12 protein-coding genes are annotated in these 15,904 nt (G+C 47.4%); 5 read left to right on the top strand and 7 right to left on the bottom strand.

Features of this window, described 5'->3' with window-relative positions:
• Window positions 1–11: 11 nt before the first annotated feature.
• From ACI0FG_RS08600 to ACI0FG_RS08625, 6 genes are all read right to left on the bottom strand, one after another.
• The gene (locus ACI0FG_RS08600; protein ID WP_419788126.1) at window positions 12–1,850 is read right to left on the bottom strand and encodes a DUF262 domain-containing protein; all 1,839 of its coding nucleotides are present in this window, start codon (window positions 1,848–1,850) and stop codon (window positions 12–14) included.
• Window positions 1,829–2,785 carry an endonuclease NucS domain-containing protein gene (locus ACI0FG_RS08605; RefSeq protein WP_419788127.1) on the bottom strand — a complete coding sequence of 319 codons (957 nt, stop codon included), beginning with the start codon at window positions 2,783–2,785 and terminating at the stop codon, window positions 1,829–1,831. The genes ACI0FG_RS08600 and ACI0FG_RS08605 overlap by 22 nt, the downstream gene beginning before the upstream one ends.
• A gap of 7 nt (window positions 2,786–2,792) precedes the next feature.
• Entirely contained in the window at window positions 2,793–4,007 is a 1,215-nt protein-coding gene (locus tag ACI0FG_RS08610; RefSeq protein WP_419788128.1) for a restriction endonuclease subunit S, read from the bottom strand.
• Window positions 3,998–6,406: a type I restriction-modification system subunit M gene (locus ACI0FG_RS08615; protein ID WP_419788129.1), complete on the bottom strand. Its 2,409-nt coding sequence runs from the start codon at window positions 6,404–6,406 to the stop codon at window positions 3,998–4,000. Before ACI0FG_RS08615 ends, ACI0FG_RS08610 begins: the two co-directional genes overlap by 10 nt.
• A 438-nt stretch (window positions 6,407–6,844) precedes the next feature.
• On the bottom strand, window positions 6,845–7,408 hold the full coding sequence (locus ACI0FG_RS08620; protein WP_419788130.1) for a YagK/YfjJ domain-containing protein: 564 nt from the start codon (window positions 7,406–7,408) through the stop codon (window positions 6,845–6,847).
• 706 nt (window positions 7,409–8,114) lie between these two features.
• Entirely contained in the window at window positions 8,115–10,292 is a 2,178-nt protein-coding gene (locus tag ACI0FG_RS08625; RefSeq protein ID WP_419788131.1) for an AAA family ATPase, read from the bottom strand.
• Window positions 10,293–10,586: 294 nt separating this feature from the next.
• On the opposite strand from ACI0FG_RS08625, the gene ACI0FG_RS08630 reads away from it, so the two are divergent.
• Both ACI0FG_RS08630 and ACI0FG_RS08635 read left to right on the top strand, forming a co-directional pair.
• Window positions 10,587–11,612 carry a tyrosine-type recombinase/integrase gene (locus ACI0FG_RS08630; protein ID WP_419788132.1) on the top strand — a complete coding sequence of 342 codons (1,026 nt, stop codon included), beginning with the start codon at window positions 10,587–10,589 and terminating at the stop codon, window positions 11,610–11,612.
• A 269-nt stretch (window positions 11,613–11,881) separates the two neighbouring features.
• Window positions 11,882–12,211, top strand: a complete 330-nt coding sequence (locus ACI0FG_RS08635; protein ID WP_419788133.1) for a hypothetical protein — start codon at window positions 11,882–11,884, stop codon at window positions 12,209–12,211.
• Between the two features lie 4 nt (window positions 12,212–12,215).
• Here the strand turns inward: ACI0FG_RS08635 and ACI0FG_RS08640 are convergent, their stop codons facing one another.
• Window positions 12,216–12,791, bottom strand: coding sequence for a hypothetical protein (locus ACI0FG_RS08640; protein WP_419788134.1), 576 nt, complete (start codon window positions 12,789–12,791; stop codon window positions 12,216–12,218).
• A gap of 182 nt (window positions 12,792–12,973) precedes the next feature.
• Here ACI0FG_RS08640 and ACI0FG_RS08645 point away from each other — a divergent pair, with 182 nt between their 5' ends.
• The 3 genes from ACI0FG_RS08645 (at window position 12,974) to ACI0FG_RS08655 (ending at window position 15,862) form a co-directional block, all read left to right on the top strand.
• Window positions 12,974–14,701: an aldehyde ferredoxin oxidoreductase family protein gene (locus ACI0FG_RS08645; protein ID WP_419788135.1), complete on the top strand. Its 1,728-nt coding sequence runs from the start codon at window positions 12,974–12,976 to the stop codon at window positions 14,699–14,701.
• 95 nt (window positions 14,702–14,796) lie between these two features.
• Window positions 14,797–15,024, top strand: coding sequence for a MoaD/ThiS family protein (locus tag ACI0FG_RS08650; protein ID WP_419788136.1), 228 nt, complete (start codon window positions 14,797–14,799; stop codon window positions 15,022–15,024).
• Window positions 15,025–15,172: 148 nt separating this feature from the next.
• On the top strand, window positions 15,173–15,862 hold the full coding sequence (locus tag ACI0FG_RS08655; RefSeq protein WP_419788137.1) for a HesA/MoeB/ThiF family protein: 690 nt from the start codon (window positions 15,173–15,175) through the stop codon (window positions 15,860–15,862).
• The last annotated feature ends 42 nt before the right edge of the window (window positions 15,863–15,904 follow it).

Consider the following 15,904-nt stretch of genomic DNA (forward strand, 5'->3'; position numbering starts at 1 on the left):
CCTAGCTAGATTTAATCATCATCTTCTTCATCATTAACTTCGAGCTCTGTGGAAGAAGGAGTATCGATAGTCTGCCACCGTTGATCTATCCAGGAAATTAATTCATTACGGCGCTTACGAAACTCCTCAGGGGTCCAATCAACATACTGAGCGACCTTACGTTCTTGTTTGATGCCTGAATCAGTATAGCTCGGACTGAAACCAGGTTTTCCTTTTTTTCGATCAAAATCGAAATTCTTATAATTAGAATTATTCTTGGTCAGTACAAGATTACCAATGTCATGAAGGCACTCATCAAAGCTATCTTGAGGCCAAACTTTCATCCAATGAGAGTCTTTTTCTGGTGTTTGAGGAAGGATATGCTCGATTGTTGAATCACTCAGTTGCTTCCATGGTAACAAAGGCTCCTGCCCCTTGCCTTCCGTTGACAGCAGATAAAGCTCATACTCGAACAATGTATATTTAAGACACCTTCTGGAGCTGTACCAATCATTGGGTGCTGAATTGTACTCATTGAAATCTTTCTCGTCAGAGTACACACGAATCAACCTATACAGATGTTCAACAACCTGCTGACTTGTTTCGGGATAATGAAATACGGCATGGCTACACTTATACAAGCTTGATTGCCCAGCATTGCTTCTTTTTCCTTCGAAAAGGAATACTCTGTATGCGTAACATTCAAGAACTTTTAAAAGGCCAACATAGACCTCTTCTGTAATAATTCCTTTCTCCCTATGTCTTCTGGCTGCAACCATTAATGGTAAAAAATTGGCAATGTTCCCAGTGCGATGAATTTTGCTGAGCCACAAAAATTCCTCTTTCGACAAAGAGTCGTCCTCAGTAGGATTTGTAATTTTTGCGTAATGCTTGGATATCTCCGCTAGCCCATGGGCAAAAAGCTCAATGAACTCGGCCACTTTCTCTTTTGGTCTTTTGTCAGAAAAAACTCTTAGCGGAATATATTCCGGCTGTTTAAAGCCTTCGTATCCTTTCCAGTTTTTAGGAGTATGGCTGCAAAACAAAACCCATGCGACTCTCAGGCATTGGTCCTCATCACCATTACATGTACCTAAATTTATGTACGCATCACGCCAATTCTTATTGATTAAATCAGTAAGTGTCTTTCTCTCTGACTCATCAGTCAGATTTCTGGAGATCCAATACATTAGGTAGTTTTTAAGCAACTCCAATACGGATAAGCCTTTTCCTCGCGAGTTCATCAACTCGAAGGTCATGCCTATTTCACACTCTTCTTCGATGGTATAAAAGGTAAAGTTAAGCTTTTGGGTGATCGCTTCGTATAGACCAAGCAGATACTGACTGCCATGATCTCCTCGTATTTTTAGTTGGTTATCTAGGTGGGAGCGAAATCGGTGGTAGGCAGTTATTAAGCGTTTTTCATGAGGGGAACGGGCATTGACTTGAGCACTCCCATTTTTAAGCAAGTCACAAAAAATCCCCCCAGTGCCGTTATTCAAGGTCAATTTACAAGTAACCCCAGAATACAAGAAAGTTTTTACAGATTGTTCAAATTCAGAATTGTCTTTAGATTTTAATTCATTAATAATAACAGAAAGATACAGACATGATGTCGTTAGCCGTTGTTGTCCATCAACGATATCTTTCATGGGGTATTTTGTTATACCGTACGGAGTGCGTTGTTGCTCCTTTGGAGCGTAAACAACCACTGTTCCAGTGTAGTGGCTTGCCATGTCTTCATCGACAATTGCATCTATGTCCTGAATGAAGTCATCAAGCTGTTTTTCTTCCCATGCATAACCTCGCTGGTAGTCCGGAATTTGATACAAAGAGCCAGCAAAAAGATCTAGTAGCGTTTTTCTTTCCATTGTAAGGTGTCCACCTTGGTGAGAGTGAAATTGATATGGTAGCGGTAGAATTCGACGTTGGGAGTGACGGACAAGGCTCTGCGTGTGCGCAAATCGTCTTCCAGAGCGACGATGACGCCTTTCACTTCCTGGCTGTCCTCGGCCAGTGTTTCACGGACGAAGCCCATGTAACGGAGAATCTGGCCTATGACGGAATCGCTGGCTCGGCCTTTCTTGAGTTCGACGACGAGCAGGGTTTTCTTGTCCTTGCTTACGGCCAGGATATCCAGTGGGCCTGTATCTGTTGGGTATTGTCTGCCAGCCAGTTCGCCATCGTTTTCAAAGATGTCGTAATCCTTGCCGAGCTCGGTCTGGCTCCAATTGTTGACGAGGAAATCTTCAAGGTGCTTTTCGAGAGCAAAACATGCGGGGTCTTCGATGGTCTCGTCTGTGGCAATGATCGGTGCCGGAGCCGTCCCGCTGATCAGCTTGTCGAGTTCCTCTTTGTACTTGGTCACGTTGCTGACCGTACCGATGGAACCGCAGGAATTTCTCAACGCCTCGCTCATGTCTTCCCGGTCGAGGCGTTCGTGATACCAGTTTACAGGACGACGATGAGGCAGATTCTGGCCGGGATGATACTGATAGCTGCCACTCAGTTCGCCAACGAGATAGCTGCCGTTTCCATCGGGACAAAGGACGATATCTCCCTTCTTGACTCCTTTAGAAACAGTCCAGAGAGCACCACAGGCCAAACCGGCTGCGACTTTGGACTTCTCTGGCTCATTTTTCAGATAGACAGGGATGAACTTCTTGTTGAACTCTCGCCACTCTTCGGGAAGATCGTTTGTCAGATCCTGCTCTATGCCGAAGTCGGCACCGATGAATCCACCTTTATGGCATTCGTCTGCATGCACGCTGCCTTTACCCAACATGATCCGAAAGTAGCTCTTCATTGCAACCTCATACGAGTCGAATTCGTCCAGTCAGCAATTTCTGCATCATCCCTTGCTTCAGCTTTTTTGCCTTGCTCAGCTTAGCTTCCAGTTCGGCAATTTCAGCATCCATGTCCGAAAGGGTTGTAGCGATACATACCTGCTCTCCTGAACTTTTAGGCATGGCTATATCCAGTTGCCTCAATACAACCATACCAACAGAAGATCGGGTTGAGCCGCTTAACATCTTCTTAAATTGGTCTGTGATAAAGGCCGATTTCAAACTATACAGCAGAAACATTCTTGCAACATTTCTCGCTCGTATAATTCCAAGCGTTGGTGAAATGGTATATTTGCCTGTCATGAGTTTTAATCGAACAACCTTGCCAATAGAGGCAACTCTTCCTAATCCGATCAGTTCTTCTTTTAAATCATACCGAGTCAAATGTTCATCATAAACGGATGGAGGGACTAAACGAGCATCAGTTCCGACAATATTACCATCTTCGTCTAAATCGCCTATTCCTAAAAATGGAATCCCATTAGTAACAGCTGCAGGGGCTCTGTGACTTGGATGGGGATCAATTACGTCCGCGACATTATCGAGTTTTTTAACTAGCCAATCGGACTTAGGTGTCAGTAATTCCTGCATCGCACCTTGCTTGATCTGGCGCTTCTTGGCGATGAGCTGCTCCAGGGATTCGATGAGTCCATCCGCATCGGAGAGAGCTTCGGCGATGGCTTCTTGTTCGACTTTGGTGGGAGGTAATGGAAGTATGATTTTCGTTAAATCCGACTTTTTAACGTGGACAAAAGAAGCTTTAAATCCATGAGCATGCTTCTCAATCTCTTCTTGAACTCTATGAAGCACAAGATAGGCGTATGCTGGAATAAAACGTTTTAGGTCTGGAATTACCTTAAAAATATGCTGATTTAATACGCCCGTCGGCCCATTCCAAATTCTTGCGCCAAACGATGTGCCTTTCGTACCAGACCAAGCAAAAAGGAGATCTCCTGCTTCAATCTTATGCTTATCTTCTACGGGCTTAGCATAATAGTTAAATTGAGAATCAGGATCGTTTAAATTCTGAATGCGAATTATTGGCAAACCTTGATCACCCCAGTCATTTGGAGCAAAAGCTCGACCATTAATGAGCTTAAAAGATTTTCCTATCGTGCTGATCATCCAGTCAGTTGGAATTTCGCCAATTTCAGTCTGCTTAAACCCTTCCCTTACTGCCATGCAAATCCCATCCTTTCCAGATGCTGATTTACCTTGGCTTCCATGTTTGTCACACGCTCAGCCAACTCCGGCATGGATGTCTCATAGCGTTCAGCCAGTTCCTTCACTCGCTGGGTCAACTGCTGGCTCACCCGGTCCATCTCACCGTGGATGGCCGTATCCAGAGTCGCCAGCCACTTATCTTCCACCACCAAGGTCTTGATTTCGTCCTCGGAGAGCTCCGGATACTTGGCGTAGGCCATGTCATCCAGCTCCTTGTCTGCATCCTTGAGCTGCTTCTTCAAGTCCGTTTCTTGGTTGCTCAACTTGAGCCACGCTTTCAGCACCTTGATCTCGTCAGCCGAGTCTTTGTCACCCTTAATTTCCTTGAGACGAGCCGTGACATTCCCTTTGTTGACCTTATCCAGCTCGGAGAACGCGCCGTCTTCGCCGCCGTGCTCTTCCTCAAGTTCGGTCTTGCCGGACTTGGCTGACTCCAGCTCGGAAGCAATACGGTCCAGTTCGGCCTGTTCTTCAGCAAAATACCGGGCAACCACATACTCCTTGGGCACCAGATCACAGGCCCAGCCTTTATCCTTTTCCTTGCCCTTGTTTTTGCCTTTTTCGATGATCTCGATAATGCGTTCAGGCTCAGCTTTCCAGCCATCCACTGCGATGAGGTAGCAATCATCCTGCATGGTCTCAGACCAGTAATCCATCAGGTGTTGATACACGTCATACGGATCAATCAACGGCTTCCCTTGGTAGTGCTCCAAAAGCCCGTCTGAAAACCCCTTGATGAGCTGTTTGGGATTCACTCCAGGATTCAGAGCCTTCAATGTAACAACGCTCTGGTCACGCCATTCAGCAAAGTGACCATTCATCCCATCCACGAAAGCCGTAAACTCAGGATGCTCGAAAATGGCTGGCTTGATAGCCGCCTTCTCCACGGTAAGATCCAGGTATCCGGCACGCCTTTCCTTGAACAACGAGCCTTTGAGGCCGGGACAGACATCCCAGTACCGGGCCAGTGCATCAATATCGTCCTTTGGAATCCCACCACGCAGATGCGCTTCGATATCCTGCAGGTCTTCCGGCTCCTGGCTATCGATGTAACGAGGCAGGTTGAGGTTGAAGTCGTTCTTCTCGATTTCTTCGATGCTGACCATACGGGAGAACTTCTCGATCTCAACCTGACGGGTAAAGACATACACCGCACGATGGACATCCCGAGAGCGCAACCGATTCTTGGGACCGTCCTTCATAAACCCGCTACTGGCATCAACCATGAAGATCCCTTTCCTGGCCGATGCCCCCTGCTTGTCGAGCACGACGATGCAGGCCGGAATACCGGTTCCATAAAACAGGTTGGCAGGAAGGCCGATGATGCCTTTGATGTACCCTCGACGGATCAAGTTCTTACGAATACCTGCCTCCGCATTGCCTCGGAACAACACACCATGAGGCAAAATACAGGCACCCTGGCCAGTGGGCTTAAGGGACCGAATGATGTGCAGAAGATAAGCATAATCTCCCTGTTTTGCGGGAGGTGTTCCGTAGATAAACCGATCATGCCGATCGTTCTCCGGATCTAGGCCGTTGCTCCATCGTTTGTCAGAGAACGGAGGGTTGGCAACAACGTAGTCAAACGTCTTAATCAGATCACCATCAAGGAATTTCGGATTGGACAGCGTATTACCCTGCATGATCGTCGCCTCAGGACTGTCGTGCAAGATCATATTCATGTGAGCCAGGCCACGAGTCGTAGCGTCCTTTTCCTGTCCATACAACGTCACCTTAGTCGAAGCTTCGTCTGCCACCTTCAGGAGCAAGGAGCCGGAGCCGCACGCCGGATCGTATACCGTTGTGTTAGGACTCGTATCTGCCTTGTGGATACCTATAATCTGAGCAATAAGACGGCTGACTTCAGCAGGCGTGTAGAATTGTCCCTTGCTCTTGCCACTCTGGGTAGCAAAGTGCCGCATAAGGTACTCGTAGGCATCGCCAAGAATGTCATCGCCTTCCGCTCGGTTTTTGGAAAAATCCAGAGCCGAATTCTCAAATATGGCAATGAGGTTGGTCAGACGCTGAACCATCTCCTTACCGCTGCCGAGCTTATTGGGATCATTGAAATCAGGAAAATCCGAAAGGTTGTTTGCCTTCATTAACGGAGCTATGACTTGGGTATTAATCTTGTCGCCGATGTCGGTCGCACCTTTGAGTGCCACCATATCCTTGAAGCTCGCACCGTCCGGAATCTCGATCGGAGCATAAGGAACACCAGCATACTTGTCGCTGACATATTTGATGAACAGAAGGACCAGCACATAGTCCTTGTACTGGCTGGCATCCATACCGCCACGAAGCTCGTCGCAGGACTGCCAGAGAGAAGAATAGAGTTCGGATTTCTTGAGAGCCATTTAAGTCTTAGTATCCTGTTGGTGTTGAAGAGTCTTAGACTATAGAAGTCTGAATACATTGTGGTTTAAATTTGTCCGTAAGCTAAAGCCCATCAACCGGTTAGTGTCAAGAATTCACTAGGGTGAATTGGGATATGGCAATTCCAATAAAGTTCGAAATGAGTTTCAGCCTATTCATCGATATGCCTGAGAGAATGCATAATTAATCCGAGCTTTCCCATTCGGTAGGATATTTTTTAATAAGATTACATACGAGCCACTTCCGACAAAACAGTACCCCAAGAGAGAACGACATACACATCGTTATTTCACAATCGACATTACCAAGTGTTTTTTTTGAGTAGATCACATTTGGATAGTCATTAATTTTCTTGTGGACAAAACACATGCAGGGGCTCCCAACAAATGAGTCAAGAGCCCCTGCTTTTAAATATCAGTTTATATTAACGAACACGCGAATTGTTTTGTTCTACAAAGGTAATTCTCTTTAGAGTGACGCTTTGCAAGATATTGAGCGTTTTGCTTCACTTCATAAATTACTTCAGCCGCATCGGGGCTGGTACGCCTAATCTGAATAGCATATGGATTAGGATGGGTATTGTTCTTATGTCTGCAATAATGAACCAATCCAGTTGCATCACAGCCTAATCTTTTGCCCCATAAATACGTTGCTTTCTCCAATATTTTATATGGGTTTTGAATATACCTTCCATCAAGTAAAAAAATGGCATGATAGTGATGAGTCGCTGTATCTGAATTGAGAGAGGCTTCACGAATCCAGAAGTAAATAAGTCCAAGTTTTTTTCTATCACAATAGTGTTTAAAAGAATCTAAAAAAACTGAAAGAGCACAATTATCATTTGGATATTGAATGTTCTCCGGGTATCTAATATCAATGCGTACATAAAGATTTTTATTTCTCAATTTTACTGATTTGTCAATTAAGTTTTCAATTGCAGTCAATATCTTAACATCGTGAGTATTATAATTAGACTTATACATGAAACTCTCCTTTAGTTATATACTATATATAACTTATTTATTACCAATAACCACATAAACCAAATTGAAAGAACTGCAACAGTAGAGCGCTAAAATACAATAAATCAATCATTTACAACTTTTCAATCTGTCGGACATGAAATATTGATACGGATTTGAATACGCTTTCAATATTTTGAATCGCAAACAAAAAAGGCCATCTTAATGGCCTTTCACCTCATCCCCATACTATTTACCCAATTGCCTTAACCACCAATCCAAGAATGTCTCTCTGACAATCAGTACTTTCCTGGATATGTCGCAGGAAACACTCTTCCGGCATGTTGGTTCACTTATTTTGAAGAGTTCTCCACTTCAAGGCATTCCCAGCCAATTGATCAAGGGATGTTCCTGCGAAGACCGGTCGTAATGAATCTGTCAGTTGTTTTCGTAAGCTTTCATTGCATCTCCTATGTTACTACGTGTTCATAGGATTGACCTAGAAAGTATATTTTTACGTCCTAGTACTACAGCTTTCACTCCCCCACACAAATGCAGACAAAGATGATCAGATGCAAACAAACAGTAGCCTGAAATAACTGAAAAAAATAAAATATAATATGGCAAAAATCTTAATATATAGCTATAAAAAAGCATATTAGACCTAATCGATTGCATTACTTTGGCCAATATGAGGCTATAGAGACAATGCTCTTCCAGCTTGTTTTTACTTTGGAGAATAGCGAGCAGTACGCTTATCCCCCTCTTTGACAAGTAGCCCATCATCACACAATTCCTTCAAAGACTTTGAGATGGTAGAACTAGATGGCCCGGCTCCCTCTTGCTTAAAATTTTTGGCCCCAATTACCCCTTGCTTCCGTGCAAGCTTAACCATCTCCAGCTTAAGCCCTTTTAGATCATAGGCCTCGATCTCGCTTGAAGACACCAACCGAGCCTCATCAAGCTGTTCATCAATATTTTGGACATGTCTGACGAAACGTTTCTTTTGTTCCGTATAGCAAAGACTAAAAGGAGCAAGGGCATCACCATACAGCTCACGTGAACCTTCAAAATGAACTTCTACTTTGTCTCCACGGCCCACCCTCCGTGGTTTCTTAAGAGTTACTATAGTATCGGCGTCATCCAAAATCTTTCCAGATCCACGAACAAAATGCCCATTTTTGGTCATATGAGTGACAAGAATAACAGCAATTCCACGAGCATTTAGTTTCCGAATCCACTCCTCAAGGACTCGCCATGCGCTATGGTTAGCTTCTCTTTGTGGTGGTATCAATTTCCCCAAATTATCAAGAACCAAAAGGCGCGTACCTTTATGCATTTTTGTCTCAATCCATTGACGATCTTCTTCGAGCATCAGATTGATCCGTTTGCCAATGTCGTTCAGCGACAACAAATACAAATTGTCATCAATTCGTTTTTTCAAGCAGGGATCTTGGTATAAACCTTTCATATTTTTGCTACGATTTTGAATCGTCCCTATCCACATTTCCGCGTCAACAAAGGTAACACGCTGCTGTTTAGGGGCTCTCAGACGACCTCCCATATCACCGCCACATGCAAGAGCCATCGCGATATCCAACGCAACAAACGACTTAAATGTTTTCTTTGGGGCAGCCACAATAAGAAATTCATCCTCTTTAATAAAAGGTTCGACTAAGAATTCCTTCTGAGAAACATCCATTGTCAACAACTCCCCCATGGACATTCCTGCCTGTTCGTCTTTTACTTCCTTGCTTATCTTATTCAAACAGGAATCGATCTCATCCTCGAACTCCTTGGCACTCATAAGACTATACAAAGGAAGATCGGTTATGCTGGAATCACGACGCCGTCTTCGTATTATTATACCGTCATTTCTATGTTCTCTTCCGTTGTAACGGATGTAAGAATCTATTAGGATATTTTGATTAAAAGCTTGCTTCTGAATTTCCCTAGCAGTTTCCCGCCCCTTCTTACTATCTGAAAACAAATATACCACTTTCCGGTCAGTAAGCAGACGCCAATCGAGTCCATTAATGGCTGTTTTTCCGCCGACCCACGACAAACAAATCCTATCGCCTTGTTTGCCTTTAAGAGCATGCTGAGCAATATCGAGATCTTCTGTTAAAAGGACAGAAGCATGAGGATGCAGTTCAAGCAATTCAGAACAAAAAAAAGGATAGGGCTTTTCAAACCCATAAGGTAGCCAGTTGAGCTCTAATAAACTATTATTATTTCTCCATAAAGTATAGCAAGCAAAGCTCGGTACTCCCTTTGCTTTTACTTTCGCAACTATCCCCCGCAGAGAACCGTTTGGATTATAAAAAACATATCCCTTTTCGCACTCCCCCACCACCTGTAAGCCTTTTTGAAGAATAAAATGGTCATAAACCGCTTTTATTTGCTGAAAACCATAAGGGCGTTCATTCAACAATGCCGCTTGTCTTTCACACTTCATAACTTCTCTTAATACCCTCACAGAATACTGACGAGGAGCTCCAATAATAGCTCCGTACAAATCTATCTGATCTTTACAGGATGTTTCTTCCTCAAGATTAGAAACTATTACCCATTGTCCACGTACAAAAGAAGAACCAGGAAATAACTTTTGTCGAACCAACATCGGATACAATTCACTTCGGGCCTCCATGACCTCTTGCTGCGTCAACTCAAAATCCTTCAAAACAATTTCAAATGGATAGCAACGGTAAACTTTCCCCCTCCAAACTTCACCATCAGGCAGCCAGGATTTTATTAGTTGGTGGTATGAACTTCCAAGAATTCTTCTATTGATTAAAAAATCAACCCCCTGTTCTTGACTTATATTTTCAATCAAAGGGACACTCTTAGGCCCTTTTACGGGCAGCACTCCCCAAGGCCCAAAAGCCAATCCACCTACTTGCACAGCCCCTCCTTGTCTGAACTCAATATTTTTTTACCCCTTCCCGCAATCGTATGTCGGCAATATTTAAAACTAGTACATACGAGTAGCGAGGCGAAAAGATGAATACCAACAAACTACGACCGCAACAACCGATGGTTAGCAGTCCCCCACCGCTTACGGCAAAAGAAGTGGCTGATCTCTTGAACAAACCCGTTGGTTGGGTGTATCGTCACAAGAAAGCGTTGGGCGGCTTCCAGCCTATGCCGGGAGCCAGTATTCTCTTCGATGCCGCGAAGCTCTGCTCGGGAGAAACGCATGCCCTACAAGATGAACAACGGAAAGTGGCGCGGAAAGCGAATGATCAACGGTCAAACCAAGACCAAAACATTCACAAGCAAACGAAACGCCCTACTCTGGGAGGTACAACAAAACGAAACTCTGTGGAGAGAACAAAGCAACCCGACCCTCACGGCCTTGGAGTGGGCTAACGCTCACCTCGACTTTGCCAGACAACGCTTTGTTCCCAAAGTCTATGAAGCTAAACGACTTGCATTCATGCGCCTGCTGGAAGTCTTTCCGGGGGACCGTCAAGTCAATGAACTGGGAATGCCTCAGGCAATGGCTGTTATGCAATCCGTTGCAACCCAAAGGGGAAACGGTCCCGCCAATACCGCTCGAAAACATCTGTCATCCGCATGGGCCTGGGGAACTAAATACCTGTTCATGCCCCGTGACAATCCGTTTTCCATGGTAGATCGTCTCCCTGCCGACCAAATGCCCCGGCGCATGCCGACAGAAGAAGAGTTCTGGCATGTTTTCCATACCGCTCAGGGACAGGACAAAGTTCTCCTGAAAACGGCACTGCATACAGCGGCACGGAAAAACGAACTCTACAGCCTGCGTTGGTCGGACATAGACTTCGATGGACACAAGATCCGTCTGGGAACAAGAAAGCGCTCCGGTGGCGGCATGGAATACGATTGGATTCCTATGACGCAGGAGATCTACCAGGATCTTCTCATGCACCGGCAAACTCCGGAAGGAATGCGAAGTGGTATAGTCTTCAGCAACCAGGAAGGAGGACAGTACAGGAACCGGTTCAATTTCATGCCGAACCTGTGCAAGCGAGCCGGGATTGAGCCGTTTGGGATGCATGCCATCAGACATCTGTCAGCATCGATACTGGCCAAGGCGGGAGTTCCCCTGCCAACCATCCAGTTGATCCTGAGGCATAGGAAGGTGACGACGACCGCTCTGTACATCCAGAGCCTCGGCGTGAACAGCATCAACCTCGACGGCATATTCAACGGCCCAGATGGTTCGTACGCAGTCAATTCATAAAACAATACGCCCGTCCTTCGGGACGGGCGTATGTGCCAAATCTAGTACACATTTGGCACACAAACAGATGGTTAGTGGCACTGAAAGTCAATAAATACGGCACTTGAAGAACCATAAAGGAATCTTCACACGGTGGAAGTCGCAGGTTCAAATCCCGCATCGCCCACCACCGAGCATAAGGCGGCTTCCGAAAGGAAGCCGCTTTTTTGTCGCATCAACTGATCGCTACGGATTCCAGCCAGTCCATGAGACTAATAAAGGAGAGTTCCATGCGTCCCATCCTGCTTTTCTCCATTCTGTTCCTTCTGCTGAGCGTTCTCCCCGCTACGGCCCAGCTCGACGAGCCCAATCAGTTACAGGAAATGGCCAATTCCGAATTTCGCATTGCCCAAAAGGCTTACCGTGATCTGGTTAAAAAATATGGCGCCGACGTAAAAGGAATGACGGCCGAAGAAAAAGAAAAAGCCTGCAAAAAAATCAAGCAGGCTCAGTACGACAACAATGTCCAAGAAAACATGGAAAGCACTTTTGCGGCAAAGAATACGCAAAAGCAACTTTCAGAACTCAATGCGTATTCGAAAACGCTGATGTGCCAATAGTCGGTTAGACGAATCGGACCTGTAGACGAACAGTTCCTTTTCCCCGACGCAGCGAGTCAAGTATCTCTGCCGCGCCTGCCTCTCCCTCGGAAAGCAGGTTGTCGCCCCCCTTCTTCAGCAGAGCAATTAGCGGTTCACGTTCCGTCTCTATGCCCCGCTGAAGGATATCAGCCCCAGTGTCTACGGCCAGCACACTAAATATCTTAACAAACACCCTGATGATTTCCCCTGTCTCTACCGCGTCGTGGCGCACCAACCCTATGGAACTGCGGAATTCCCTATAGGGGTTGTCCCGTCCCATACAAATGCCCACCAGCCCGGGCATGGCGCTTCCCAACGCCAGTCGGTCACCATCCTGCAGATGCGTTGTGTCCAATCCGTCCAACGGGCTGGAGTTCAAAAAGACAGTTCTGACGTCATTATCAATGAGCAAGTCATCATAGCCAAGCACCTCCCGCATGAATTCCCGGACACTCATTCCCGCCCGGCACGTCATATAGAATCCGCGTTGCAGCAGGGTGTTGAACCCGGTTCTGGCCGAACCGCACATGGTCAGTTCCAAATCCAATTCAGTTTTCATAGTGATTATCTCTACGACCGCTCAAAGTGTTCGACAATGATACATTATGCTATTGTTGGCACAATATGTTGTTTTTTTTGACAAAATTCTCTCAAATGGAGTATTATCCCAATTAGGTAAGATAATCAACCGGACGGATAGGCCGTCAACCTGCTGAACCTTATACCGAATTGAGGATAGTCATGCCCAGGATTCTTCGCATCAACACAAGAACGAAGGAATATTCCTTCGAAGAGCCGGGCCAGTACACCAATCTCGGTGGCCGTGCCCTGACCTCCCGCATCATCAACAAGGAAGTTCCCGCGAACTGTCACCCGCTCTCTTCCGAGAACAAGCTGGTTTTCGCTGCAGGCCTGCTTGGCGGTTCCACGGCGGCAAACTCCGGTCGGTTATCCGTCGGGACCAAGTCTCCGCTGACCGGCGGCATCAAGGAATCCAACTCCGGCGGCCTCTTCGCTCACAAACTCCCCAAGATGGGCATCCTTGCCATCATCCTTGAGGACAAACCCGAATCCGGTACTGATTTCTCCACACTCTTCATTTCCGGTGACAAGGTCGAATTCCGCGATTGTGCAGATATCGTGGGCATGGACAACTATCCGGCACATGACAAACTGATGCAGACATACGGCGAAAAAATAATCGCAGGTATGATAGGCCCAGCAGGCGAAACCATGCGCCTCACCTCCACCATCCAGTTTACCGATCCGTACAAGCGGCCCGCCCGATCCGCCGGACGCGGCGGCACCGGCGCGGTCATGGGCTCCAAGAGGATCAAGGCGATCATTCTCGACAACGATACCAACGAAAAGGTATCCCCGGTCAATGCCGACGACTTCAAGGACTCGCGCTCCAAGTGGGTAGGCATCCTGCGCAACCATCCGGTTACATCTCAGGGGCTGCCTGGTTTCGGCACTTCCATTCTTGTGAATATCATCAACGAGGCAGGAGCGCTGCCCACCAAGAACTTCCGCTACGGCCAGTGTGACCATGCCGCCGATATATCCGGCGAAAAGATTGCCGAAGTCATCGAGTCCCGCAAAGGAAAGACGACCGAAGGCTGCCATGTCGGCTGCGTTATTCAGTGCTCCCAGCAGTACAACGACGCAGCAGGCGAGTATGTCACCTCCGGCTTCGAATACGAAACCGTCTGGGCCTTTGGCGCCAATGCGCTGATCAAGGATATCGACGACATCGCCTATCTTGACCGCCTCTGTGACGAAAAGGGCGTAGACACCATTGAGATCGGCAACACCATTGCCGTGGCCATGGATGGAGGCATTATCCCCTGGGGGGACGGCAAGGCCGCCATCGAACTGGTCAAGAGAATCGGTTCGGCCGACCCCATGGGCATGATCATCGGCAACGGCGTTGGTTTTGCCGGTGGAGCCTTCGGCGTGGAGCGGTTGCCCATCGTCAAGAACCAGTCCATGCCCGCCTACGATCCCCGCGCGGTCAAGGGTGTGGGTGTCACCTATGCCACCACTCCCATGGGGGCGGACCACACGGCCGGTTACGGCGTGTGCCAGAACATTCTCGGTGTGGGCGGCAACGTTGACGGCTTGAAAAAGGACGGCAATATTGAGTTGTCCAAAAACCTCCAGGTTGCCACGGCCGCCATCGACTCCATCGGCCTGTGCCTTTTCGTGGCCTTCGCCGTCCTGGATGCCGAAGACGGTGTGCAGATCATGGCCGACATGGTTCAGTCCTGGACCGGCAACACCTTCTCTGCCGACGATCTGGTCAACATGGGAATCACCTGCCTGCAGGACGAGCTGGACTTCAACGCCCGTGCCGGATTCACGGCTGCGGACGACCGTCTGCCCCGATTCTTCGACACCGATCCTCTGCCGCCCCACAATGTCACCTGGAATATTACCGACGCGGAACTGCAAGGAGCCAAGGTCTAACCATCAACAGTCAACAAAACCAACAAGGGCCGGAGAATTCTCCGGCCTTTTTTTACTGTATTGACCCTGAAAGGCAGAGCCGTTAGGAATTAGTTATGGGTATTGAAATCAAATGTTTCGCCACTCTGGCCGGTCTTCAACCGGAAAATGCGGACGACTATCCCGTGAGCAAAGGCGAGACCGTGGCTTCTCTCTTGGAAAAAATTGGGATACCCGCCGAAGAAGTGGCTATCATATTCATTAATTCGGTGCGTTCCTTTGCCGAATCTCCGGTCAAGGACGGAGATCGGGTGGGGCTCTTCCCCGCTGTAGGCGGGGGTTGATATGTCATCCTTGGTCGAAGCAATTACGTCACATGCCCAAAACACCAATTTACCGGAAGGCGGGAATGGCCTGACAATCCCGCCGCAAGCGGTCTCTTCCATTGCCAATTCTTTTTCCCTGCCCGGATACGCCGTGGAAATAGCTGCATTGGATAACGGCATCATCCCGGAACGGTATCTGCGCAACCGCCGGGCAATTTCCATCTCCGAACAGATCAAGTTATTGCAATCCCGAGTGGGCATGGTCGGGCTGGGAGGATTGGGAGGCTCTCTGCTGGACCAATTGCTGCGCCTCGGCATCGGCACCCTGCGTGCGGCCGATGGCGACACCTTTGAATCATCCAATCTGAACAGGCAGGCACTGGCGACAGTCGAGACTTTGGGAGTCTCCAAGGCTGAAGCGGCAAAACTGCGGGCGCAAGAAATCAATCCATCAGTCGCAATGGAGACAATCCCCACTTTTCTCACGGCCAGCTCTCTGCCCTCATTTATGAAGGGATGTACCCTCGCTGTGGATGCATTGGGAGGACTTGTCTTCAGGCCCCAAGTCACGCAGGCGGCGGCCAATGAGGGGATCCCCCTGGTCACCGGCGCATTGGCGGGCTGGGTCGGATATGTAGGGGTGGTTCAACCTGGCGGGGTATCGCCGTCCGAAGTTATGGGAACAAACGAGTCGGCGGATAAAAATTTGGGATGCCCAGCGCCTGCCGTCAACTTTGTAGCCTCGCTCATGGCTGCTGAAATAGTACGAATATTGAGCGAAAAATCATCGCCCCTGGAAGGGAAAATGCTCATCATCGATATGAAAACGCTGACTTTTGAACAAGTCTCTCTATAAATGGTGCTGGACCGTTGAGTATTACTCCCTCATTGACTTCAT

This window comes from Pseudodesulfovibrio sp. 7M6 (assembly GCF_050058625.1).
Classification (GTDB): Bacteria; Desulfobacterota; Desulfovibrionia; order Desulfovibrionales; family Desulfovibrionaceae; genus Pseudodesulfovibrio; species Pseudodesulfovibrio salinus.